General features: G+C 40.3%; 18 protein-coding genes and 2 pseudogenes. 12 read left to right on the forward strand and 8 right to left on the reverse strand.

Annotated elements, in window-relative coordinates; genetic code table 11:
• Nucleotides 1–44: 44 nt before the first annotated feature.
• From tnpC to WA1_RS48120, 3 genes and pseudogenes are all read left to right on the forward strand, one after another.
• Nucleotides 45–1,548: pseudogene (gene tnpC, locus WA1_RS54260) on the forward strand (IS66 family transposase).
• A pseudogene (locus WA1_RS48115) lies at nt 1,545–1,932 on the forward strand (four helix bundle protein). The pseudogenes tnpC and WA1_RS48115 overlap by 4 nt, the downstream one beginning before the upstream one ends.
• A gap of 156 nt (nt 1,933–2,088) precedes the next feature.
• Nucleotides 2,089–2,418, forward strand: coding sequence for a hypothetical protein (locus WA1_RS48120; RefSeq protein WP_017742462.1), 330 nt, complete (start codon nt 2,089–2,091; stop codon nt 2,416–2,418).
• Nucleotides 2,419–2,735: 317 nt separating this feature from the next.
• Here the strand turns inward: WA1_RS48120 and WA1_RS48125 are convergent, their stop codons facing one another.
• Nucleotides 2,736–2,921, reverse strand: coding sequence for a ribbon-helix-helix domain-containing protein (locus WA1_RS48125; protein ID WP_017742461.1), 186 nt, complete (start codon nt 2,919–2,921; stop codon nt 2,736–2,738).
• A gap of 142 nt (nt 2,922–3,063) precedes the next feature.
• On the opposite strand from WA1_RS48125, the gene WA1_RS48130 reads away from it, so the two are divergent.
• A complete protein-coding gene (locus tag WA1_RS48130; protein ID WP_017742460.1) occupies nt 3,064–4,164 on the forward strand; it encodes an AAA family ATPase in 1,101 nt (366 codons plus the stop codon).
• On the forward strand, nt 4,154–5,083 hold the full coding sequence (locus WA1_RS48135; RefSeq protein WP_017742459.1) for a TniQ family protein: 930 nt from the start codon (nt 4,154–4,156) through the stop codon (nt 5,081–5,083). Before WA1_RS48130 ends, WA1_RS48135 begins: the two co-directional genes overlap by 11 nt.
• Nucleotides 5,084–5,383: 300 nt before the next feature.
• Here WA1_RS48135 and WA1_RS48140 read toward each other — a convergent pair whose 3' ends face one another.
• Nucleotides 5,384–5,815, reverse strand: coding sequence for a hypothetical protein (locus WA1_RS48140; RefSeq protein WP_017742458.1), 432 nt, complete (start codon nt 5,813–5,815; stop codon nt 5,384–5,386).
• Between the two features lie 857 nt (nt 5,816–6,672).
• Here WA1_RS48140 and WA1_RS48145 point away from each other — a divergent pair.
• Nucleotides 6,673–7,503: a calcium-binding protein gene (locus tag WA1_RS48145; protein WP_017742457.1), complete on the forward strand. Its 831-nt coding sequence runs from the start codon at nt 6,673–6,675 to the stop codon at nt 7,501–7,503.
• A gap of 12 nt (nt 7,504–7,515) precedes the next feature.
• Here the strand turns inward: WA1_RS48145 and WA1_RS48150 are convergent, their stop codons facing one another.
• Nucleotides 7,516–10,254, reverse strand: a complete 2,739-nt coding sequence (locus WA1_RS48150; protein ID WP_017742456.1) for a CHAT domain-containing protein — start codon at nt 10,252–10,254, stop codon at nt 7,516–7,518.
• Between the two features lie 260 nt (nt 10,255–10,514).
• Here WA1_RS48150 and WA1_RS48155 point away from each other — a divergent pair, with 260 nt between their 5' ends.
• Both WA1_RS48155 and WA1_RS48160 read left to right on the forward strand, forming a co-directional pair.
• Nucleotides 10,515–11,051, forward strand: coding sequence for a hypothetical protein (locus WA1_RS48155; protein ID WP_017742455.1), 537 nt, complete (start codon nt 10,515–10,517; stop codon nt 11,049–11,051).
• Nucleotides 11,052–11,632: 581 nt separating this feature from the next.
• Complete coding sequence (locus WA1_RS48160) at nt 11,633–13,300, forward strand: FAD-dependent oxidoreductase (protein ID WP_017742454.1); 1,668 nt, start codon at nt 11,633–11,635, stop codon at nt 13,298–13,300.
• Nucleotides 13,301–13,342: 42 nt separating this feature from the next.
• Here WA1_RS48160 and WA1_RS48165 read toward each other — a convergent pair whose 3' ends face one another.
• Complete coding sequence (locus WA1_RS48165) at nt 13,343–13,849, reverse strand: DUF29 domain-containing protein (protein WP_017742453.1); 507 nt, start codon at nt 13,847–13,849, stop codon at nt 13,343–13,345.
• Between the two features lie 264 nt (nt 13,850–14,113).
• Between WA1_RS48165 and WA1_RS48170 the strand changes: the two genes are divergently transcribed.
• Nucleotides 14,114–14,554, forward strand: coding sequence for a hypothetical protein (locus WA1_RS48170; protein WP_017742452.1), 441 nt, complete (start codon nt 14,114–14,116; stop codon nt 14,552–14,554).
• Nucleotides 14,555–14,850: 296 nt separating this feature from the next.
• Here the strand turns inward: WA1_RS48170 and WA1_RS48175 are convergent, their stop codons facing one another.
• The 3 genes from WA1_RS48175 to WA1_RS48185 form a co-directional block, all read right to left on the reverse strand.
• The gene (locus WA1_RS48175) at nt 14,851–15,837 is read right to left on the reverse strand and encodes a hypothetical protein (protein ID WP_017742451.1); all 987 of its coding nucleotides are present in this window, start codon (nt 15,835–15,837) and stop codon (nt 14,851–14,853) included.
• A 285-nt stretch (nt 15,838–16,122) separates the two neighbouring features.
• Complete coding sequence (locus WA1_RS48180; protein WP_017742450.1) at nt 16,123–18,834, reverse strand: two-partner secretion domain-containing protein; 2,712 nt, start codon at nt 18,832–18,834, stop codon at nt 16,123–16,125.
• A gap of 189 nt (nt 18,835–19,023) precedes the next feature.
• Nucleotides 19,024–19,824: a hypothetical protein gene (locus WA1_RS48185; protein WP_017742449.1), complete on the reverse strand. Its 801-nt coding sequence runs from the start codon at nt 19,822–19,824 to the stop codon at nt 19,024–19,026.
• Between the two features lie 431 nt (nt 19,825–20,255).
• Between WA1_RS48185 and WA1_RS48190 the strand changes: the two genes are divergently transcribed.
• The 3 genes from WA1_RS48190 to WA1_RS48200 all read left to right on the forward strand — a co-directional run bounded on the left by WA1_RS48190 (nt 20,256) and on the right by WA1_RS48200 (nt 22,892).
• Entirely contained in the window at nt 20,256–21,212 is a 957-nt protein-coding gene (locus tag WA1_RS48190; RefSeq protein WP_017742448.1) for a hypothetical protein, read from the forward strand.
• Between the two features lie 36 nt (nt 21,213–21,248).
• Nucleotides 21,249–22,187 carry a DUF1822 family protein gene (locus WA1_RS48195; RefSeq protein WP_017742447.1) on the forward strand — a complete coding sequence of 313 codons (939 nt, stop codon included), beginning with the start codon at nt 21,249–21,251 and terminating at the stop codon, nt 22,185–22,187.
• Between the two features lie 180 nt (nt 22,188–22,367).
• Nucleotides 22,368–22,892 (forward strand): calcium-binding protein, encoded by a 525-nt coding sequence (locus tag WA1_RS48200; protein ID WP_017742446.1) that lies wholly within the window; start codon nt 22,368–22,370, stop codon nt 22,890–22,892.
• Nucleotides 22,893–22,926: 34 nt separating this feature from the next.
• Here the strand turns inward: WA1_RS48200 and cobA are convergent, their stop codons facing one another.
• Nucleotides 22,927–24,594, reverse strand: coding sequence for a uroporphyrinogen-III C-methyltransferase (gene cobA, locus WA1_RS48205; RefSeq protein ID WP_017742445.1), 1,668 nt, complete (start codon nt 24,592–24,594; stop codon nt 22,927–22,929).
• Nucleotides 24,595–24,667 lie beyond the last annotated feature (73 nt).

Genomic DNA, 24,667 nt, shown 5'->3' on the forward strand with positions numbered 1-24,667 from the left:
GGGGGTATTGACAAGTGTGACATAGAAGGGGGAGCATCAGAGGTATGGAAAAAAACCAGCCGCCAAAAATAGACAGTAATATGTTGAAACAGTTGGGGACAACGCAGCTGGTAGAGATAATTGTTGAGCAAGCGAAAGCTATAGAGCAGCTAAAATCCAGAGTCATAAAACTGGAACAGGAAATAGAGAAACTGAAAGTTAGTAGAGATTTAGATAGCACAATATCATCGAAACCCCCGTCAGGAGACATCCTCAAAAAAACCGAAAACAAACAAGTTGATAAATCCGTTGAAAGCGAGACAGCGAAACGGAAACCAGGAGGACAACCAGGGCATCCGGGAAAAACGAGAAAGGGATTTGGGAGAGTCGATAGATTTGAGATATTACGACCACTTGAGTGTAGATGTTGTGGGCAAAGGGAATTCGGTAGCCAACCCATAAAAATAGAAACACAACAAGTAGCACAGCTAGTGGAACGGCCAATTGAAATAGTAGAATATCAAAGATATACGTGCATTTGCACCATATGTGGTGAAACTCAAACAGCAGACTGGTCACCAGAGATAGTACCAGGACAAGATATTGGAATCAGACTGCAAGCTTTTTTGGGATGGATAAATAATTACGGGCATTTACCTTACTCTAAACAACAAGAACTATTGTGGGAGCTCGGTGAAATAGAAATCGGGGTGGGAACCTTAGTAGCCACGAATGAACGAATAGATGGAGCAGTGGCTCAAAGTATTGACTTGCGTGAAACTTTGGATAAAGCAAACTCAGCCAAATATCCATTCGGATGAAACGCCTTGGGTAGTCAAAGGAGTAAAAGAATGGTTGTGGATTTTTGCCAATACTGATGCATGCTCTGTTTCATGCTGCTGATACACGTTCTCGAAGCGAATTAGAATCTGTTTTGGGTTCAAACTATGATGGTGTACTGAGTTCTGATGACTATAGTGCATATAATGGTTATCCGGTGAAAGCTCAACAGAAATGTGAGCGCACATTTACGCCGTCATTTCAAAAAGCTCGTCCAACTTCCCGGTTTACATAACCAAGACATTGGCACAAAATTTATCGAACTGATAGACGAAGCCTTTAAACACTATGCTTTATTCCAACAAAGCCAAAACACTGATGAATTTTTGAGTTGGGCTAACGAGTTTCGACGTATAGTTGAATCTTCGATTGATTTGTGGATTGATAAAGCTGGAGGGGAAGCCGGGAAACTTTTACGCTCCTTACAAAATAAATCTCATCAATGGTGGTATTTCTTAAACCATCCGGAGATCCCGCCTGATAATAATTTAGCACCAACGTTCGTTACGTTTAGCAGTCACAAAAAGAAAAGTTAGTGGCGGTTCCCGTTCTATGGAGCGGTTTCAAGATACCGCCAATTTATTGACAGTGATACAAACGTGCCGTCGTCAAGGACGTAAGTCAATTGAATTTTTTATTCAAGCTATAAAAGCGATGTTTAACCCAGTCGTGCAGACCCCTTCATTAATTCCTCAAGTTTACATCTCAATCCTTTCGGCAAAACAATGACTAAAGAAGCCATCAAAGACCATCAAGACTTAGGTATTTATAAAATAGCTTTTGAAGTAGCAATGAGCATTTTTGAGATCTCAAAGACATTTCCTGTGGAGGAACGATATTCTTTAACCGACCAAATTCGTCGTGCTTCACGTTCTGTGTGTGCCAACATGGCAGAAGCTTGGCGCAAACGTCGTTATGAAGCAGCATTTGTTGCGTTCATTGAATGACTGTGAAGCCGAAGCGGCTGAAACTCAGACTTGGATTAAATTTGCTGTTAAATGCAATTATATGGATGTGGAAACCGGACGAGAACTTTCTGGACGTTACAATCAAGTTTTATCTGGTCTTGTCAATATGATTAATAATCCATCCCCTTGGTTAATAAATCATTAATCTCCCCCTGCATCCCCTGCATCCCCTGCTCCCCCTGCTTGCCTCTTTTTCATACCTGAATTCTTACACTTGTTATTTCATGCGATCGCTCAGTTAAGCGAGTTCTTTTACGTTTAAGAAATACGGACAGTCAGAAAAATTAAGGCAACTCGTTTCATGTTAAGGTACAACGGTTTATATGTTACATATCATGAAGATGAAGAATCCAGAGCTTTATACATGAGTTGCTTGAGGTTTTATCGCGATGGAACGGTTATCTCCTGTGCAACTTATGGAGAACCAGAAGAAATTGTTAAGTGGTTTAACAAAAGCAATCCGAATATAGCCTTAGGGAATTATAAAGTGCATGGCGAGCGCATAGAATTTTCAATAAACTATGAGTTTAACTTTGAGTGCAGTTGCTTGGAAAATGGTCAAGAAAAGCGTTGGACGGAGTTAGACGTAACTGTAACTAGACCCAAAATTTGTCTGGGTCTGGAAGCATAACTGAGTCTTTAAATGTCTAAAACCCTTATCATTACGTTGCTGCTTCGTTCTCAATTGCTAACCTTAGAAGGATAACTTGTCCTTAAATGCAAAATGGAACCATAAAGAGTCCGCAAGTGCAAAGATTTTTTCCTTATTCAGTGATGCCTAAGTTTCTTTTAAGACAAAGTACTGACTGGCATAGAAAAGGCATATGTTAAGGTTTTATCCTGGTCATCAAAAATTTTCACGCATTTTTACAGAAATTTACAATCAAAAACGGGTAATTGATGAGCAAAGAAGGTTAAGGAAAGATTATGTAAAAATCGGGAAGGTTTTTACTGCTCTGGGAAAGTGCGTATTGATGACTTTTGAGGAAATTCCCCATTGTGTTTGGCTAATTTGATGGACATTTCAATCAGAAACGCTGCAAGATTGGCAGTGGGGCGTCCTTGAAATTCAGCCCACGCTTCTAAATCCTCTAAAACACTGTCGGGCAAAGTAACGTTAATTCTTTTACTCACGTTATCAGTTTACCAGTATCTATAAATCAACTGCTGACCAGTTTATCAGCAAGGTTAACTTTATATAAGTTACATCATATTTACATCAGATTCTCAAAAAGCCTCGTTACATGAAAAACTGGCTGACTATGATTCATATACAATGGCGCATCCTTATTTAGATATAGCTTTTGAAACTCTCAAGCCAATCATAACTAATTGTGGAGAATCACGAATCATTTTCATTGTTGGACCAACAGGAGTAGGTAAAACAAAATTACGTTTACTAATTGAAAAATGGATAATTGAGTCATCATTATCTTTATTAGATGTTGACAGAGGTTGTATTCCAGTTGCGAGTATTGAAGCACGTCTGTTAGGAGGAGGTTTATTTAATTTCAAAGACCACCTCAAACGTTGTTTATATGCGCTAGCAGAACCACCTGCGTTAGTTAAAAATAAAATAAATTACGGAACTTCAAATGTTTATCATAATCTGGATGGAGAATTAATTGTTAAACCAACAATTTTGGAAACTGAGTTAGGGTGGGCATTAGAGCAAGCTTTACATCATCGAAGACCTAAAATTTTCTTTATTGATGAAGCTCATCATTTATTAGCTGTAGCTAGTGGAAGAAAATTAACAGATGTACCTGAAGCAATTAAATCGTTAGCAAATATTACTCAAATTTTACATGGACTAATTGGAACTTATGATTTATTAACTCTTCATGATATTGGAGACCAATTAAGTCGGCGTAGTATTTATATCCATTTACCTCGCTACAATGCAGAGTTTATAGAAGATAGAGAAATTTGGCAAAGTATAATTTGGAATTTTCAGCATCAAATATCGACAAGAGAACCACCAGATTTTTTATCACATTGGGAGTATTTATATTCACGCAGTTTGGGATGTGTTGGGATTTTCAAAAATTGGTCGAGAAATGCCTTTGGAGAAGCGTTAAATGAAAATGCTTCTACCGTTACACTGAAGCATTTAGAAAAACGTGCTTTATCAGTTGGTCAATGTCGAAATATTCTCAAACATATTAAGGAAGGAGAAGCAAGATATGCAGAAATAGAAGGTAAGACGGAGGAATTATACCAAGATTTAGGTTTACGTCGTCCACCTATCTCTAAGCAAAAATATAGTAATCAATCTGAATTAAAATCCCAAAGTTTCTCATCTCAAAAGCGTAAAAAAACAGTTGGTATTCGTAAACCTACACGAGACTCAATAGGAACGGAAAATGCAATTTGAAAAACTAACATTATATTCAGGTTATGATTTTCAAACTCCGGTTGTTGAAAAACGTAGCACTTTATACTCTTTAGAACCAATTGGCATTGGTACATCTAAATGTGAAAGTCTAATTAGCTATCTCATTCGTTTAGCCGAAACTCATTGTGTAACTCCAGACAAATTAATTAAGCATAATATTCATCCACTTTTTTGGGGTCATGAGGATTTTTGTACTTATTATAAAGGTATTGTTGGTAGAACTTTTATCCATTATTCTCATATGAAATTGCTAAATTTTAGTGGTTGGTATACATCGAAATTAGTTGAGTGCTTACAATCTTTGACCTTACGTGAAGATTTAGTTTTTTTGACAATGATGCATTGGCATGAGCTAATTCATCATCTTTACTTATCTCGTTACTATAAAGCTTGGTGTCCTTTATGTTATGACTATTGGCGGCAAAATAAACTACCTATATATGAACCATTACTATGGTCTTTTGAGCCAGTTATAATGTGTGAGCATCATCATTCTCCCTTGGTTACTCAATGCCCTCACTGTAATCAAAAACTACCGATCTTAACTGCCACTACACGGCATGGATATTGCAATCATTGTGGAAAATGGTTAGTCAACCAAGAAAAATTATCATTACAGAGTTTATCAACTTCTGAAATCGCCTTACAATTAGACTTAATCAAAGTTTTTGGCTCGTTAATTGCTTTTACTCCTGAAGCTTTTAATAATACTAGAAAAACATTTTATAGACAAATAATAACTTATTTTCAACTTAAAGAATTTGAAAGTATTGAATTATCTAACCCTCAAATTTCTCCAAAAAGGATACATCAATCCATGACTTATGAAGGATTTACTGTTCAAGATTTTTGGAAAACATTCTCTCCAATAGCTTCTAATCGGACTAGAATATATTAGAACTGGGTCAAAATATTTAAATGAGCCTGTTCTTGAATTTACAAAATTTTAGCTGTTGGAAGCATAATTTGTCCGGAACGCGATTGGAAGCATATAGTGTCCTTTACTGCCAAGTTATGCTCCTAGTTACAGTAACGAGAATTAACTATAGGGGAAGTATCATAAATGTCATCGGAATGATAACTTGTCCGCAAAAGACACCATATGCTTCCAATAGTAAACGGACAAGTTATGCTTCCTGAAAAATGAATTTTTTAATCAAAAAAATAATTCAATAAATTTACAAGAATCTTCTTCATCTTAAGATTTTGGAACAGTCTCTAAAGCAATCAGTGAAAATGATTTCCAAAAATCTTTAACGGTACGTCCGGTATAGGTTAAGGATTTATGTATCCTCTTTTGGGGTATTTGAGAATTTGATAATTCAATATCTTCTAATTCTTTAACTTGAAAGTAGGTAATAACTTGACGATAAAATTTCTTTTGTGAATTTTCAGATGCTGACGGGGTGAAAGCGATTAATGAGCCAAAAATGTTGATGAAATCTGACTGTAATTTAAGTTCGTTTTGAGATAAGGTATGTAGTGGTTGTGATTGCTCTAAATTCCCTAACCATTCTCCACAATGATGACAATATCCAGGACGTGAATTAGCAGCTATTATTGATAATGTGTGATGACAACTGGGGCAGAGCGTAACGAGAGGATAATGATGATGTTCGCATATTGCCACTGGTTCAAGAAACCATATTAACGCTCGTAAGGAGAAAGAAGGAAGAAGGAAGTTGTATCCCCATCAATAAATTGAGGGGATTTTCAGAGTGAAAAACCTTTATGAATCCATCAATAAATTGAGGGGTTACGTGAAAGTCAGACAAAGTGGACAAGCCTTCCTGGGATTGTAAGCCAGAATACAGATCGCCCTTGTTGTTTATAAGGCTTGTCCACTTTGTCAGGGATTAATGCAGGGGCTTTTGACCCATTTGTCAGAAGAAAGAGAGTTAGACTTTGAGATATAAACGAAAATCCCAACCTTCTTCCCTCTTTCCTCTTCCTTCTTCCTTATTTTGGTAAAACAAGAAGAACTAAATACGTTTTTTTATTGAGTTTTTTAGCAAAAGCTAATCTGAAGACTAAGCTTTTTACTTTCCTTTGTTTATAACTCAAGCTCAAAGGCAGAGTTTTCTACAAAATTTCAAAAATTAATTTCTCTAATACAATGCAACTATAAGAATCTTAAATGATTTATGAAAAACTTTAAGTACCCTAGGTAGCAAGCTTTAGTTGGTGGGCATTGCTCACCGCAAGCATTAGTTGGTGGGCTTTAGCCCTACCTACGTGTAGTTCAAAAATCAAATAGGATTGCTATATATAAATTAATATTTGATATTTTGCAGAAAACGCTACTTTTTTTAGTTGAGTTATAGACAAAAGGAAAGGAAGGAAGCTTAACTCAAATATTTTGTTTGATAAGACAGGAGAGAGAGAATTATAAGCGACGACTTCCACTAGAACATTGAATTTGTGACAGGATTTATTAAACTGAAACCGACTCTAAACACTGAATTAGAAAAATAAGGAGAAATAAAAATGGCAACTAAATACGGCACCACAAACGCTGACACAATAAATGGGACTTCGGGAAATGACACTATCTACGGCTGGGCTCAAGGTGGTAATGCCAATAGTTCATCTGGTAAAGACAATCTGTTTGGCAAAAATGGCAATGACAGACTTTATGGTGGAACGAATAATGACAAACTTTACGGTGATGCAGGTTCTGATGAACTGTATGGCGGTAAGGGCAACGATTTTCTAAATGGGGGAAACGATCATGACGAACTCTACGGTGGAAATAACGAATATGGTGCAGAAGATGGCAATGACGAACTCTACGGTGGATCTGGTAACGATTACCTAGACGGTGAAGCTGGCGACGATTACCTAAATGGTGGTGAGGGCGATGACACACTTCACGGCGAGGCTGGTAACGATACCCTGTATGGATGGACTGGCAATGACACGATAGAAGGATGGGGTGGCGATGACTATTTATTGGGTCATGACGGCGACGATCATATGTTAGGTGGCGCTGGTAATGACATCTTAACTGGAGAGAATAATAATGATTTCCTCAGTGGAGATTCTGGCAATGACACTCTCACTGGTGGTTCTGGTGCAGATATTTTTCACTTCCAATTCTCTTCTGATGGAATTGATAGCATTACAGACTTCACATGGCAGGATGGAGATAAGATTCAGGTGAATGCCATTGGATTTGGCATTGGACACACCGATTACTATCATTTCACTTTCCAAGAAGTTGCTGCAGGAGGTGCTCTATTCTTTGATGGTATTCAGTTAGCGTTGCTACAACCAAATTCAGGCTTCGTACCTGAGTTAGACATCAAAATTGTTTAGAGACGCAATTGTCTAATGCCAATTGCCAACTAGAATATAAGGTGACCAGTCGTAAGGAGCTTTGTATCTCTCAAACAAAGCTAACTGCGCCTGATGAAGTGCTTCAGCTTTCGTGACTTTAGGATTGGTTAACTCTTTGTAAAACTGCCCCATCAATTCAGCAGTCGAACTATCTTTGACTTGCCACAAGGTTGCTAGAGTACTGCGTGCTCCTGCTCGCACGGCGATTCCGGCTAGTCCTAAAGTCGCTCGGTTATCTCCCCGTGCGGTCTCGCACGCACTGAGAACGAGTAATTCTATCTTTCTCAATGGGTTAGTGTTGTTACTTTTTAACAAGTTGTTCAAATCGTTAGTTTTCAACAGCTTGTCGTAAGTTAGAATAAATGTCTCTTCGGGGTCGGAACTGAACTTACCATGAGTGGCGATGTGAACGGCAGAGAAAACTCCTGAACTCATTTGCTGTTGCAGATTGGCTGTAGTAAATTTAGGATTTAATAGTGACTTTGCAGGCACGACACTCCCGATTTGTTGCAGTTCTTCTACCACATTGGGTAGTGCTGGAAATGGCGATCGCGCTTCACTGACTCCAGCTGTCAAGACTTCTAACTGTTCTCTCTGTAATGGTCGGAGGTCAAAAGGTTGTAAACTGGGAAGCACAGCAAGTGCGTAGGGCTTCTGCATCAAATACTCTTGCCGTTGGGTATCATAAATTACTGACATGGGAAGATTTCTTAAAACCCCGTCGAGTACAAACACTAAAGTTTTGACCTCTTGATTCATTTCTAAGTCTTGCGCTAATGGTTTGAGCAACCATTCATATAGTTTTGCAGCTTTTTCTCTAACTTCTTCTGGGCGGTTACGCTTTAATATGCTTGTTCGCAGTTCTAGTGCAGTTTTTTCGACTTCAGTCCGATCTACGAAGGCTGCATAATGCTTGAAAGATTGCTTTGGGAGTTTGGTAACAACTTCTAATCGGTCTTTTAAAATGATGGGATAAATAAATGCAGCTTGTGGATCTAACTTATCAAATTTTACTTTTAGGTCTTGTTTATCAACGTCCAACACAATCTGTACTGTCTGACTCAAGTTACAGTTCAGGAAATTTTCTAGTTCCGCTAGCTGCAATGAGTCAATTACATTAATGGCGTCGTGAAGATTTTCTTGACTCGGTTGAGATTTGTCTTCCTCCTGTAATAGCAAATTTACTAGCTGACGATGGATTGGTTCTACATTGTCTCGAAAAGAGAACTGTACATCTGCATTGATGCTAAGCAAATCACTGCGGATGGATTTGAGGGAGTTGAGAGCTTCTTTGTAGGCTGCGATCGCTCTTTTCTTATCCCCAAGTTTTTCCCACAAACGCCCCATTTGCCATTCCCAACGATAGCGAATATCAGGAGCTTGAATTTCCTCAGCTATCAGCAGAGCTTGCTGAGTTAGGTTTTGAGCAATTGATTCCCGTTTGGTCAGTTCATTTAGCCTTCCTAGTTGTCCCAAAGCATAGGATTCGGCTCTTTGCTGTTTTAAACTGCGAGCTTGCTCGATAGCAGTGGTTAAAATTTCGGCTATTTCTGAATATGAAGTTGTGCTCAGAATTGCCTGCGGGGGATTGTCTTTCAGTTCGCTCTGCCGTTCACGAGTTACGCATGAAAATTGCTTTATGTCAACACCCGGCAACAAACAAGTTAAACTTTGGGCAAAGTTAACTTTGGCATAGACAGTTGCTTGACTCGGAGGTAAGTGAGTCAGCAACTGTTGAATTTTTGGTTGCAGTTTCACCACTTCTGACCATTCTCCTGTCTCAACAAAGAAGCTCAGCAAATTCAACTCAGCTTGGAGTTGTACAGAAGGAGAGTTAGCTGCTTGTTGATAGTATGCGATCGCAGCTTGAGTGTATTTTTGAGCATCCTTACCGATAGCGATCGCTCTGTTACTCAAAGCACGTTCAGTGTTACCCAATTCCAGCAAAACAGAACCTTGTGTTTTAGAGAGTTGAAATTCTTGAGCCACTTGCAAGCTTTTGCGCAAAACCTCCTGTGATTGTTTGAGATTACCAATTCTTCTAAGTGCTTCACCGAGACTCTGCAAGCCAGTCGCCTTGATATTTGGGTCTGATTGCTGCTGTATAATTTTTTCTAAGTTTTGTAACTCTGTTTGTGCTTGACTATTTAACCCTATTGCCTGTAATGCAGTTGCTTGGTTAATTAAGCTACCGATTGCACCTGCGTAATTGTCAGCTTTTTTGTAGGTAGTTGCTGCTTGCTTCCAGGTTTCTACAGCTTCAGACCACTCTCCCTTTGACCATTGTAGGCGACCGAGAGTGTTTAAAGTTTTAGCAAAAATGTCAAAGTAGTGTTTTATATCATATTTATTCTGATTATGAGCCAAGAGTTGAAAATTTGGGGAGTGAAGTGAAGCGATCGCCTTACGAATCGCTTCTTCTGCGTCTTGCCACTGTCCTAAATGCTGATAAGCTAAGGAAAGATAGCGCAGCACCAATGCTAAGTTTAGATTATCTTCTTGACTTCCAAAGGCTGAAGCAGCTTGTTTCCAAACTTCTACTGCTTCTGGAAACCGTTCAGCCTCATAAAACTCTATACCCTGTTTGAGTAACAAATAAGCATTTGAAGTCTGTTGACTGACAACCGAAGTACCTACAACTTGTTGAGATGAGAGAACTGGTAGACCTAAAGTTGTTATGAGTGCTAGCAATGCTAGAAGAATGAGTTTGAGTAATCGATGGTATGGCATGATGTTATTGCATAGCCGATCGCTGCTGTCAAGCTTTCATGATTCCAATTTATCTACTAATTCACTCGGTTCACCAGGATAGAAACAATTGTCCAAAATCTCGGTTAAGGTGTAAGTTTTCACTCTAGTCACATAACAGTCACAATACCAGAGGGGAGTGCGATCGGCAATAAACCGTCCTATCACTGGTAGGACGGTTTTGCATTTTCTTCATAAAGATTAGGAGGAATCACCATTGTAAATTTGAGGTGACTCCTAGCATGACTGAGTTGTGTTCAATAACTCCGTTAGCTATGGAAACTCTACCTCTTATTTTGATTGCGATCGGTATCGTGCTTTTAGCCATGCTAATTCACGAAATTTATCAACAGAAACAGACGAAATCTCAAGCTGTGACTATCAGCAAATCTGTAATCCCTCCAAAAACTGTAACAGTGCATAAACCTTCTTTGGCAGTACCACCAACTCAATTACCATCCCAACTTCCAATTGCACTACAGAAAGTAGCACCCGTACCACCAGTGACCGCTAAAACTGTATCAAAAAAGGAAGTGCCAGAGCAGAAAATAGCACCCGTACTTCCAGTTACCAACGATCCAGGACTAACGCCTTGGCCAACAGCAATACCTCATAACAAACGAACCAGAGAGTTATTTGGTCAACTGGTCAAATTAGTTCACGGTGACAGCAATACTGCTAATCGCTTGGTGAGTAACCAGAGAACGAAAAATCCTGGTAGATCAGAGGAATGGATTTTGGAAAAGGTGATGGACGACTTAACGCGCGATCGCCATTAAAAGTGAAAAGCTGCTCCTATGAGCAGCGCGTTCCCAAGCTTTAACTCTAGAAAAATCTCTCAAAATTCAAAAGTGCAGTTTGATTGAGCAGCTAACTCAAACTGCATTTTTGTATCATATTTTACCTGTAACTGCTATATACTGCCGTTAAACAGTCAGAAATTCTTGCATTTTTAACAAAATTTAATATTTAAATTACAGTAAATAGTATACTTTGTCACTCTTATTTGCTCTACTACGTTGCTAATTATGTAGCCATTATTTCAGGTTATGTAGTTATTACTTAAAGCATAAAACTATAAAAAACTTGTAATAATAATCAAACAACTGTATGATATTTACTCTAGATTCACTAATTAATAATTTCCTTTGTCCCCTTGACTTTATATCTTTCCTCTACCCCAAACTCGCCCCCGCGCTCAATAAACTCTTGGGAAATAATTATCCAAGATCGATTGTGGCTCTATGGGAATTCCCGGATGTCTTCTGGTAAAAAGTATTGACTTATCTCTAAAAAGCATCTATTGAGCCTTGACTTAGTTGATTAATTAGTCAAACATCAAGTCCTTTTACTATCAAATATGAGTAACCCAAACAAATTTTTTTCCTTCAATCGTCGTTGGTTTTTAGGTAGTCTTGGTTTAGCAGGAGGAGCTGCATTAACTTCAGGATTCAGTCAATTAAGAGATATAAGTAGAGCAACAGCTTCAGAAAAATTTAAATATCAAAAAGTATTAAATGACTTTAATATTTACCCAGAATTAAAAAGTTTAACTAAAGCCAAGGGTAAGGCAGCGAGCAAGTCCAAGGGGATCTTAAGTGACCTAGATAACCTTCCTCAGTCAGGCAGACCATTAAAAGTTGTGATTTTGGGAGCAGGGATGGCAGGGCTTTGTGCTGCTTATGAATTAGAGAAACGCGGACACACCTGCGTCATTCTTGAAGCCGATCGCAGTCATATTGGAGGTCGCGTTCGCACCCTGCGATTTGAAGATGGTTTGTATGGGGAAGCAGGCGCAATGCGAATTCCGAAAAGCCATGACTTAACGCATCACTATATCAAAGAATGTGGTTTGCAACTGCGTAACTTTGTGAGTGGTAATCCCAATGGATATTACTATATGCGAGGTGAGCGCCTGCGAGTCGCAGAGGTGACACGGCTTAGTTCCATCTATGAACTCAAGGGTAATGAGAAGCAGTTGACCCCCGATGATGTTTGGGCTACGGCTGTTGATAGTTATGTCAACAACCTCAGCGAAAAAGAAAAAGAAGAGATATTTGCTACGTCAATTCAAAGCGCTGCTGTGCGCGAGTTGGATGAAAAATCATTGCTGCAATTATGTCGTGCTGCGGGATTCTCAACTGATGCTATTGAGATGTTGTTAGCAGCTTACGGCTTACTAGGTACGGAAATGTACTTCTCTGCCCTTGGTCATATACGTGATGCGGGAAATTACTCTGACTTAGAAGAAATTGTTGGCGGTTCAGACCTTCTCCCCAAAGCACTAGCAGCTAAACTCAAGTCTCAACCGAAATTGGGCTGCGAAGCGATCGCCATAGAACGGGATGACGCAGTTCGGAAAGCAAGAGTAATTTATGTCGAAGATGGTCAAACCAACTCGGAAGAGGGAGATTTTGCGATCTGTACGATACCCTTTCCCGTGCTAGCTCGGCTTGAGACTCCTTTTTCTCCAGCTAAGAAAAGAGCTATTCGCGATCTGACTTATGATTCTTCGACAAAAGTGCTGGCGATCGCTAACCGTCGTTTCTGGGAAACAGATGATGGCATCTATGGCGGTGGTTCATTTAGTGATTTGCCAATTTCTACTACCTACTATCCTTCAGACAATGCACAGAATAGAGATCCTAACATTTCAGCTAGACCAGCCGTGATGTTAGCTTCTTACACGTGGGGAAGTCAAGCACGCCGTTTGGGGGATTTATCTCCTCAGGAACGACACTCCCAAACTCAGCAGTGGCTGAGCAAGATCCATCCTCAGATTAATCAGAATGGAGTGATAGACAAAATGGTGAGTTGGTCTTGGGACAACCACCGTTGGAGTGGTGGAGCATTCACATTCTTGTCGCCTTATCAGCAGACAAGTTTATACAAAGATGTCATTGCACCTGAAGGTCGCATCTATTTTGCTGGAGAACACGCTTCAACAGATCATGCCTGGATACAAGGTGCTTTGGAATCAGCGCTAACATCTGTTAAAGAAATTCTGATTGCTGCTCAACGAGATTGATGGCATGATGTTATTGCACAGCCGACCACGGCTGTCAAGCTTTCATGATTCCAATTTATCTACTAATTCACTTGGCTCACCAGGATAGAAACAATTGTCCAAAATCTCGGTTAAGGTGTAAGGACAATCGAGAGAAAAGGTTTGCTCTGGTAAATCTGTTTCTCCCAATGCTAAGTCCCTGGCATTTTCATATGCTTCTGGTAATGCACCGTCAAGGTAAGGCTTGAGGCTGGGGTTGTCTCTGAGTAACCCTAATGTATCGCGACGCTGTACGCGAAGTGTTGCTAGCCAACTACGGCTGCGGCGTTGGGGTTGGTATTCCCATTTCCGCAAATGTCCAATCAGCACGCTCAAACGGTTGCGAAGTTCTTGGCGTTGCTGCTTCCCCAAAGATTCAATTTCCTCAATCAGGTTTGGTAAGTCGATTTTGCTCCACTGGTGAGCGCGGAGTAACTTTGCTTGTTCCTGTGTCCAAGCATAAAAGTCAGCCTCGTAAAGGTCGAATGCAGGCATCAATCTTTGTGCTGTTTCTGGATTTGCTTCAGGCACATATGTGAGGTTAATTTAACCACAGTCTCCCTATTATAAAGCAGTTTTCTGATTATATAGATAGGTACTCATAGCAAGGCTGAGTAGTGAATATATCTTAACATAAATTAATATTGAAAATTTTGCAGAAAACTCTAGGTTTTTCAGTGGAGTTATAGACAGAACGACGGAAAAAAGCTTAACCCTTTGTTCAAACACACATAAGAGTATTTTAGTTAGTCAGCAGATAGTCAAAATAAATGCATTAAATAAGGAGAGATAAGAATGGGTAGTCTTTACGCCACCAGCAAAACTTGGATGAAAAAAATCACCCGTCTAGTACCACTTTTCTTAGGGGTGAGCGTAATAAATGTAGTAGGTCTTTGTTTATCAACCTCCCAAAAAGCAGAAGCGCTAACAGCCTCAGATTGGATAGGAACATGGACTTGCAATAACGACGGTCACCCTCCAGTACAAGTCAAGTTCTGGCTGCATTATGGTTCGGTCATAGGGCAAATAGGTAACGATCATTGGGCTGTTATACAAAGAAGTTACGATCCTTCAATCGATCCTCCTACCGAACGTAAAGATCACGTACTACCTCTATCTGTTCAGAGCAATCAAACGCAGTGGTTTTTAGCAATGCATACATGGAACCAGGGCTATGCTAGTGGCTTTTCAAAATGGAATGGTAGTGTTTATGGAATGTTCTGTACTCGTCAATAGAAAACACCTAACTTAGGTTAAAAGTCAGACTACCATATAACAGCCAATTTCCTACTTACCCAAGTTGCTAGTTATCAAAAAATACCTTATTTTAAGTACAAAATCAAAAAAAATTGGTATTTAGTAGTACTAGCGATCCCGTTTTTTGTATCTTAATGATACCGTTTTTTGCGACTAACTAGCAACATGGAATGGGAGGAAGGGACGAGCATCATTTACCTCTTCCTCTATTCCATGAGTTTGTATTTTAGCTCTTTTGGCGGAACGACAAGTTTTTATGTCGTTTCCTCAACCAGTTAAGCAATCGTAAAATCTTGAGAGGCGACATTGGTGGTGTCTTGCACGATAGCAATTAAATCACCGTATCTGTAGATAGCGGTATCTAAGCCTGAGTTGCCAATCAAGTTCTGGTCTTTCACCAACGTATAATCATTAATGTTGCCACCTATCCGAATCTTATCGCCCTCCCATGCTTTAAAATCTGTGATCGCAGCATTTCCGGAGCCTAGATAGTAGATATCAACATTTGAGGAAGAGCGCCAGTTGTAACCGAGTCCAAACGTATCCGCCCCAGCACCGCCAGTCATGATATCCGTTTCAGAATCACTGTAACCTCCATATCCATTGAGGTAATCATCACCCCAACCCCCATTTAACTTGTCGTTCCCACCACCACCATAGAGCCCGTCATTACCATCCCCGCCAATCAGGAAGTCATCGCCACTAGGGGCTGATAACCCTCCTAGTATCGCATCACCAAAGAGAAGGTCGTTACCCTTACCGCCATAAATGACTTGGTTACCTGCGCCTCCTTCAATTACGTCATCACCTGGACTCTCAGGAGCCAAATCAGCCTCGTTAGATTTATTGAATACAGCAAAGGTTTCTAGATCAAATCCGAAGGGATGACCATCAATATGAGCAAGTCCTGCTTCACTACCTAATCCATTATGTCCGACACCTAGATTTACATCAGTAGATGGGTTATAGGGGTAGTTATGCAAATGTCCCGGTTCCCCTCCGGCTCGATTATTATCTGCAATTAAATTACTATCTTTGTCATAGTACTCCGTTATTACAACCTCTCCGTTGTAAGCAGTTAGCGAGGTTGGCTTTACAGAGTCAATGACGTAGTAACCAGTAAGCCCAGTTTCGTTAGCTGAGGTTTCATCTATACGCTGACCAGCGTAGTAGTTAGAGTCAGATGTTGTATAGCCGTAACCTTTGTAGTACTCCCCATCACCATAATAGTAAGTGAAAGTATAGGAAATATTAGTAGTCATTTGCTATCTCCTTTTACAAGCTTTGTGATTAAATCCTAAAGGTTTAAAAGATTCCTTCTGTTTATAACTCAAGTGAAAAAGCTAGAGTTTTCTACAAAATGGTAAAAAACAACTTTTGTAACAAAATATATATAGCGGTTCTCAGTTGTATCAAATACACCCAACTTTAGGGGCGCAAGGCATTGCGCCCCTACAAATGCTGTGGAACCATTGTGAGAAAAAACAGTTGTTAACCGTTCACAGTATAGATCTGAATAAGATTTAGAGTTTCTAATTTTTAGGAGCCTAATGAAAGCGACAAAGATTCTGAGAATGGATAGCAGGTATCTCTGCTACGAGGATAACTTCCCCTTTTTTATTAGTGACCCACCCTTGAGCTTCCACAATTTTGTCAGGTAAGTTTACTAAGCTTCTCCCTTGTCTTGTTCTCCCCCCATCTGTCACCTGAAGTGGTGCTGACACATCTTCCCAAATGTTACTACTGCTGAGAGGTTCGTAAGGATTTACTGGTAAACCTCCTTTACCAGTGTTAAAAAACGCAACAGATGATGACTGCTGTCCACCTGCTTGACAGCCCTGTACCACTTCCACGTTGACTGGCTCTGTTGGTAATTGGACTAATCCTTGACTGGGATCGACATCTGGTGTATTAATAATGACTTGCCCATTTAAGGATGGATTTTGTTGTGAAATGGCGGTAACGTCATTAGTAGGTAGCAAAGTGGGATCTAATTGAGTCGAGTCTGTTGTTCCTAAAAGCTGCTCTAGTTCGTTTCGACTGCGCGGTACTAAACCAAAGATGCCAGTAGCATTAAGAGTCACACTGCCTCCCTTTCCACTGAAAGCATTAGCAGTCATGTCGCTGTTTTCTGAAGGTACGGTAACAATAAAGCCATCAGGAATATTGATTGCGATCGCACCACCGTTACCGCCAGCAGAAGCTGTGCCTGCAGAAGTAGAAATCTCACTGTTGCGGCGCAGTAGTAACAAGTCCCGCAAGTTAAGTGTAATGTTGCCACCATCAGATGAGGTAGTTTTACCAATAAGCTTGCCTTCGTTATCCAATTTCAGAGAACGCGCTGTGATTTCCAGGTTACCTGCTTGTCCTAAGCCTGTACTGCTAACAGTCACTTCTGCACCATTTTTAACATTCAAACGCTGAGTTGTCACAGCTAAGTTACCCGCCTTTCCAGTAGCTTCAGCTCTAGTAAACAAGGTACTGGGAATCACCTCGGAGCCAATTGTTCCCCTACCCGTAACTTCTACAGACTCAGCAGCGTTGATGGTCAAAGTTCCCCCTGAGCCTTCTGCAAATGAACCCGATCTCACTTCTCCCCCATTTTGAATCACTAGTTGCCTGACGTTTATACTCTGTATTGCTCCTTTACCTGTACCCAAATTATCAGCTGATATTCTGGCTCCACCCTCGACAGTCAGTACTCCTGTACTGATGTTTAAGATTCCAACATTACCTGTAGCTTCTGGCTCAGCTGAGACAAAAATTCCACTGCGATGACTATCCAGAAGTGAAGCTGTGGCTAATGGCGAAGTTCCACTCAGTTGAATCAAATCTGAGGCGTTGATAGTCAAATTTCCACCATTTCCCCCTTTCCGAGCAGCTGTTGATATTTGTGCGCCTCCCTTGACAATCAACCGTTGAGTTTCAAGATTTAGAGTTCCTGCATTGCCAGGATTATCGATGGCTTGATCGGCAACTTGAGCAAAAATACCGCTAGGTAATCCATTTTGTGTTGTGCCAACGAGTTCTATAATATCTAATGCCTTCACAATGACATTCCCTGCTTGACCCGCCCCAAATGTAGAAGCATCAACTATCGATCCATCTTGAATTAGCAGTCTCCTTGTTTCAATGAATAAGTTACCACCATTGCCCGTAACGCTTTCACACAAAGAACTGACGCAGACTTGAGAACCTAGAAACGCTGTTCCCACCAGTTCTATAGAATCCAAGGCTCTTACTGAAACATCCCCAGCTTGACCTTCACTTTCAGCAAAAGTTCCAATTTGTGAACTTCCACTTAGGTTTACAGATCCGGTGGCATTAATTGCTAAATTTTCCCCTCTTTTTGACCCAAGCGCGATCGCAATAATTAGTGAATTCTCATTGAGAGTTATATTTCTTCCCTGTAACTGAATAGCACCACTTTCAAAATCACTAGTATCAATTTGAGCGCCGCGTGAGAGCTGAATATCGCCAAAGTTCTTAAAACCAGCATACTCCAGTGTAAAACCTGTTTCAATTTCACTTAGTTTGACTAAACCACCGTCAGCAACACTACCCAGCTCAATTCTTCCACCAGCTGCTGTCAAATTGCCACCCACAAGAGAGACATTACCTCCCACCAACGCTAAAGTCTTACCACTTAGAACCTGTAGCCCGACTGGGGAATCAAGACGATTAAGATTTGGACTTGCTTGAGATTGGTTAACAATCTCTCTAGGATTGGAACCGAATTGCAAACCAATGGGAACACTTACAGTTAATAGCCCAGATGTTTGAGGAGCGATCGCACTAAATTCTGTGCTATCAGAAAACTTCAAGCTGGTAGCTGTACTTGCTATAAACGAACCCCGAATCTGCAAACTGGCATTTTGTCCGAAGATAATGCCATTGGGATTGATAAAAAATAGATTAGCCGTGCCGTTAGCTTGAATTGTGCCATCTATAATAGAGCGCGACCCACCTGTTATCCGAGTGATGATGTTCCTAACTGCCAAATCATTGTTAAAAAAGGCAGTGTCTCCAGTAGTGTCAGCAGTTTGGGTAGAAAACGAAAACTCCCGAAAGCTGTGAAACAGATTGTTACCCTGTTGAGTTCCTCCTTCAATGATTCTGGTATTGCCAGAGGGAGTAACGGTAGAATTGTTGGGGAGCGTAGTATCTGGGATAATTTCTGCTGCTGTTGGGTTTAAAGCTAACAGCCAAAGCAAAAAGCTCCCACTAAAGCTCCAGGACTGCAGTCTCAAGGGGTTCATAAGCTGAATACCCTTATATTTGCCAGACTAAGGTTTACTTCTATTCTGGTCTAAATTAAACCTATTAAATAGTGTATTTTTATGACAAGCTATAGCAATCCTATTGGAGTTGTGAGAGAACAGAGCGATAAAGAAACCCGCTATCTGAAAAATACCGACTTTCTTTGTCTCTCAATTGATTTAACTACTCTATAGCTGATGCTTTTTGTATTCAACAGGCTTCTTCAAACGCTGATTGCTCTTCATTAATAACACTGCACCCAAAACCCCTACACCCAGCAAAGCATTGTTAGCTTGAGGTTCGGGAACTGGTTGAGATGGGAATTGCAGGGAAAATTTAAATACACCGCTGTTAGTCCCAACATTCTGCTCGTTATTGAAAGCAACAACAAGACTAGGGAAAAATCCTAGTATTTCGCTATCAGTAAATTGACTTAAAATTGATAAATTATTAATGATGTTAGGATCGTTTGACTGGATTAAAAAAATCAAATCAGGTTGAGGATTACTGTCAAATGTAACGTCATACCTCACTACATCATCATTCTCAAAAAAATCAGGATTGGATGGTAACTTAATAGCAAACAATTCCTGAAGCTGTTTTAAGTTAATCTGTTGATTATCAGAGCCAATATTGAGATTTAAAACATTACCAGACGCAGGATCTGTTCTAAGTCTAGTAACCGTCACATTTCCTGGCGGACAAACTAGATTGCCACAAATCTCAAAATTTCTCGAACCTAATGATTGATTACTGATATTAAAGTTCTGGATAGCTTCAGGGAAAAATCCTACACTCTCATCATCTTTAGTTACATCGTCAACAGTAACTATATCAAAATTAAAAGAACCACTGTTAATTGAACTTCCAGAAGCCTTACCGATTCTAATAGCTTGAGCAGACGCAGGAGCTAAAGTCGCTACTATTGAGAAAATTGTGCCTACCGCTATAACCTTCTTTAAGTCACTTAAACTTAATAAATAACCCATTGAAGTACCTCCAAATTTTCGCTTCTCGCCCTACTGTTCTTGAGGTGGAGATATTGTGAATGGAGTATTCCATGCCAAATGTAACTGCTGCTATTGCAGAAGAGCCACCCCAATTTTTCGGCATATTCAGGAAGCTTTGACACTTAACCAATAAAGCATACATACTGGTAATTATCCTGTAATTCAAATTATCTTTATAAAAAAAATATACTCATTTAATAAAAGTTTTATATTTTTCCCTCATATACTAAAGAAGCGTCAATTCATGTTTTCTACAAAATGGCAAAAATAAATTTTTGTAACAAAACACGTAATACTGCCTGTTAGAGCCGAATAAAACTATAGGTTTCCAATTTTTAGCGCAAAGTCTCTGAGTTCATCGGATACAACCCAGTCATCAATAATGGTGCTTCACCGAGTTATTCAAACAAATGAAAACAGATGGGAATGCTCTATTAACGAGTTGCACGTCCAGTGATACTTTCATAAGTATAGATACGCGACTCGAACAGCTAGCAACACAATCGCAACAGCACGTTCCTCAGTCCCAAGAGCGTCAATTGACACTCTCTCGACTCGTTGATGAAATAATGCGATCGCGCAAAGTTGCTCGTCCGCCTGTTGCTCAACCTCTATTTGGGGTATACAAGGAAATTTACGAGCAGGTACGACAAGAACTTTTGTATAATATTAATGAGGAATTGGATAATTATGACCCTACACTCTGTTCCATAAGAGGGTGGCTTGCATATCTACGAGATCGGGCTTTTAAAAAAATCCTAGATGATAATCGGCTTAAGAGTTTAGCAATAGAAGCCCAACGGCATCCACCTAACAATAAATTACGGCAGTATGGTTTAGGAGAACTGGTTGAGGCCATTCGGCTATCAGGTAGGCTTGCTCACCCGCATCAAAAAACGTTCTCATCTCCTCAGTTTTATGAACTGCTTTATGATGAAGCCGTTAATAAAACTTTAGCCTATGTTTGCCGAAAAATTGATAATTATGACCCAGAACGAGGTAACAAAAAATTTATGAACTGGGTTAATTTCCGACTCGATAGGGTCATTATAGAATTATCTCGTGAATTCAACGATCCTAATGTCAGACAATTACCGTCGATTTCCGAGCTAGAGACGATAGTAAAACAAGAAGAACTGCCTTCATTATTTGACATTATTCGTGAAAAAATAGAAGAAGATGCTGAAAACCTTTTTAAGCAGGCATATATTAGAAGTAGACCAGATGCCACTTTTCAAGCCATAGCATTGGCAAGATTTTCGGGCAAAACTTGGGAAGAAGTTTCAGCAGAATTTAAAATTTCAGTATCAACCTTAAGCGTTTTCTTTTTACGTTGTTGCGAAAAATTTCGCTCCCAGTTCTGGTAATGCAGACAAGAATTTCAGAGTTCTTTCAATCGTACAATGTCAGAATTTATACTCGATGAATCATTGATTAATTCCAGACTTGAACCTTGGACTTTCACAGTGCCGCTAGCTTTGAAAGCTCATTCGCAAGCGGAACAATTTCGACTTTATCAATCCAATCCTGACAAAGGTAAACAGGTATATCTTAACACACTAGCAATATACGCAGTCAATATTTATTTACAAAGCAGGGGATTTGAAACAGACTGGGAGAAAAGCTACAGTTTTAACCCCGCAATGCAAACGCTGATGGATGTAGCCGATCTAATGGTGAAAAATTATGGCAAGTTGGAGTGTAGACCTGTATTACCAAAGACAGAGGTTGTTTACATTCCCGCAGAAGTTTTCTCAGAAAGAATTGGCTATGTTGCTGTGCAGCTAAATGAATCGTTACGAGAAGCAACAGTGCTCGGATTTGCCGACAAAGTAGTACAGTCAGAGTTACCTATAAGCCAATTGCGATCGCTGAATGAATTGCCAGAATACCTAAATAACATTATATCTACAGTCAATCTCAGCCAATGGTATGAAGGGATTTTTGAAGCTGGTTGGCAAGCAGTGGAAGCTATTTTGGGTACAAAACCTACTCAGCTAGGTTTTAGCTTTAGAAGCCTTACCCAATCAGATATGAGGCGTTGTAAGCTGATAGAGTTGGGAAACCCGGAACAAGCGGTGGTGATGATTGTCACCGTTACTGAAAAATCTCAAAGCGAAATTGACATTGCCGTGGAAGTCCAGCCCTCCGAAGCCCAAACCTATCTTCCTACCAATCTACAGTTGATGGTGTTGAATGAGGAGGGAGAAGTGGTCATGGATATTCAAGCGGGAAGCGACAACAAGACGATTGAATTGGAGTTTAGCGGACAATTAGGAGACAGTTTTGGTGTCAAAGTCACTCTGGGTGATGTCAGTGTCATTGAAAATTTTGTTATTTAAGCAGCAGTGGTATTGTGCTTGAGTCGTGATATTAAATCTGTATTTACTGTTCTTTGACAGAAATTCATATTTGAGATTTTGCAGAAAACTATAGCTTTTTGACTTGAGTTATAGACAGGAAGACACAGAGGAAGATTCTTGTGAACTTCAAATTCAACTCAAAATTTAGGAGCATCTCAAATGACGACTGAATACTATACTGGCACTTCTGGAGACGACTACTTCAATTACACAGGTCCTAATAACCTCTATGCACAAGGTTTGGGAGGTAACGATTTTATTTGGGGAAATAATGGACGTGACATCATATATGGGAATGAAGGCAACGACACTCTCAAAGGCTATCTTGGTGATGACCTCCTCTACGGTGGAGCAGGTGATGACATCCTCAATGGTTTTGGCAGCGGTGTTGAATACGACGACCTTTACGGTGGCGAAGGCGCAGATACCTTCGTGCTTGGCGATGCCTCTGGAGCTTTCTACAAAGGAGCGGGCAATTCATTGGGCTACGCGGCAATTTGGGATTTTGACTGGACTCAAGGCGATAAAATTCAAGTCTTCGGCAGTGCAAATGACTATACCCTTAAGTCTTATCCCAATATAGGTGATTCAGGTGTAGTTGATATTTACTATAAAGGAGACCGAATTGGTCTTGTGAACAACACTGCTAATGTCATCATTTCTCAAGATTTTATCTTTGTCTAAAAGTCATTGTAAAATTTAGATCGTGACTGACTCCTTAAGAAACAGTCGCCCACTCGATCATTGCTTGTGTCAATCCCTCCAAGGTATATTCTCTTGCTTCTATATCCACGCGTCCAAATAAAGAACGACAAGTTTTGGAGGTTTGAGGACCAATAGAAGCAATACAAACATTCTCTAGAGATTGTGCGATCGGCTGGGGGCTTGACACTTCTCGTATCATCAATGAAGAATCTTCTTGAGAATTCTTAGAGAACACCTTTTGTATCAGTTGATAAAAAAATTGTACGGTTTTAGAACTGGTAAAGGTAATAACATCCACACTTCCATTTTGAAGTGCTAACTCTGCTGAGGGCGGTACATCTTCCGGACAGCGAGATTGATAAGCCGCCACTTCTACAACAAGTGCGCCTTTTGCAGTGAATTCCTGCATTAAAATTTCCCGTCCACCGTTTTCTACTCTAGGGAATAAAACTTTTTTATCCGTGAGTTCTTCAGGAAAGTTTTCTACCAAAGAATCTGCAACAAAGTTGGGGGGGATAAAATCTGCTTGGAGACACCGTTGTTTGAGGCTTTGGGCTGTCTTTTCTCCAACAACAGCAATTTTGATACCAGATAAAGTCCGAGCATCTTTACCTTGAGCAAACAACCGTTCAAAAAAGTAGTCTACACCATTGGTAGAAGTAAGAATCAACCACTGAAAGCTAGATATCTGTGAAATAGCATTATCCAAACCTTCCCAACTTGACGGCGGAACAATTTCTATGGTTGGCATTTCAATCACAGTTGCACCCTGTGAGGCGAGAGCTTGTGTAAATTGGCTTGACTGTCCGGCGGCGCGTGTCACAAGAACGGTTTTACCTGTGAGGGGAAGAGAGGGGGAGTGGGGGATGGGGAGAGGGGGGGATGGGGGGAGGTTTGCGTGCATAGTTTCGAGATGTGGGGTTGTGGAGAATGAAAACTCCTCTACAGATATTCTCTCAGGTTGCAAGTACTGGCGCAGCCCTACGACTTGCCCAATAACGATAACAGCTGGTGAAAGCGAGACACCAGATGTTTGCTCAAGTATATTTTCTAACGTACCTACCCAAATTTGTTGTTGGGGAGTTGCTGCTCGTTTGATAATGGCAATCGGTGTTGAACGCGATCGCCCTTGCTGCACAAGTCGGTGTATAATTTCACCTAGATGCTGACTGCCCATCAAAATCACAAGCGTCTCCAAGCGTGATAAAGCTTCCCAGTCTAAAGCATCTGGTTCGTGAGCTGTCAAAACAGCAAAACATCGGCTCATGACTGGATCTGTGAGAGGTATTCCAGCAAATAAAGGGGCTGCTAGGGCGGAGGATATTCCCGGTATCACTTCAAAAGCACAATCAGCTGCTTTTAACGCTTCAATTTCAGAAGTACAGCGACCAAAAATAAAAGGATCGCCGGACTTAAGACGCATCACTTTTCGTCCCATTTGGCAATACTTCACAAGTAAGTTGTTAATTTCGGTTTGAGGTGTACTGGGTTGACCGCCTCGTTTTCCCACATTGACTTGCAAGCAGTTTGGTGGTAAGTGTTGCAGTAACTCTGTATCTACGAGAGCATCATAGATCAATACTTCAGCGATCAATAAAAGTTTGTAGGCTTGGACTGTTAGGTATGCAATATTTCCAGGTCCAGCACCGACAAGATAGACTTTCCCTTTTGGTTTATTCATGAGTCTTACAACTTTTATATTCTGAACCGCAGATGGACGCAGACGGACGCTGATACTGTTCTGTTCTATCTGC

This window comes from Scytonema hofmannii PCC 7110, assembly GCF_000346485.2.
GTDB classification, from domain to species: Bacteria; Cyanobacteriota; Cyanobacteriia; order Cyanobacteriales; family Nostocaceae; genus Scytonema; species Scytonema hofmannii.

Bases quoted from the DNA above. Each gene is read 5' to 3' on its own strand.
- WA1_RS48150 (WP_017742456.1), bottom strand. From the start codon at position 10,254: ATGCCATACCATCGATTACTCAAACTCATTCTTCTAGCATTGCTAGCA.
- WA1_RS48190 (WP_017742448.1), top strand. From the start codon at position 20,256: ATGAAAACAGATGGGAATGCTCTATTAACGAGTTGCACGTCCAGTGAT.
- WA1_RS48155 (WP_017742455.1), top strand. From the start codon at position 10,515: ATGACTGAGTTGTGTTCAATAACTCCGTTAGCTATGGAAACTCTACCT.
- WA1_RS48195 (WP_017742447.1), top strand. From the start codon at position 21,249: ATGTCAGAATTTATACTCGATGAATCATTGATTAATTCCAGACTTGAA.
- WA1_RS48120 (WP_017742462.1), top strand. From the start codon at position 2,089: ATGTTAAGGTACAACGGTTTATATGTTACATATCATGAAGATGAAGAA.
- WA1_RS48135 (WP_017742459.1), top strand. From the start codon at position 4,154: ATGCAATTTGAAAAACTAACATTATATTCAGGTTATGATTTTCAAACT.
- cobA (WP_017742445.1), bottom strand. From the start codon at position 24,594: ATGAATAAACCAAAAGGGAAAGTCTATCTTGTCGGTGCTGGACCTGGA.
- WA1_RS48160 (WP_017742454.1), top strand. From the start codon at position 11,633: ATGAGTAACCCAAACAAATTTTTTTCCTTCAATCGTCGTTGGTTTTTA.
- WA1_RS48145 (WP_017742457.1), top strand. From the start codon at position 6,673: ATGGCAACTAAATACGGCACCACAAACGCTGACACAATAAATGGGACT.
- WA1_RS48200 (WP_017742446.1), top strand. From the start codon at position 22,368: ATGACGACTGAATACTATACTGGCACTTCTGGAGACGACTACTTCAAT.
- WA1_RS48175 (WP_017742451.1), bottom strand. From the start codon at position 15,837: ATGACTACTAATATTTCCTATACTTTCACTTACTATTATGGTGATGGG.
- WA1_RS48185 (WP_017742449.1), bottom strand. From the start codon at position 19,824: ATGGGTTATTTATTAAGTTTAAGTGACTTAAAGAAGGTTATAGCGGTA.
- WA1_RS48180 (WP_017742450.1), bottom strand. From the start codon at position 18,834: ATGAACCCCTTGAGACTGCAGTCCTGGAGCTTTAGTGGGAGCTTTTTG.
- WA1_RS48130 (WP_017742460.1), top strand. From the start codon at position 3,064: ATGGCGCATCCTTATTTAGATATAGCTTTTGAAACTCTCAAGCCAATC.
- WA1_RS48170 (WP_017742452.1), top strand. From the start codon at position 14,114: ATGGGTAGTCTTTACGCCACCAGCAAAACTTGGATGAAAAAAATCACC.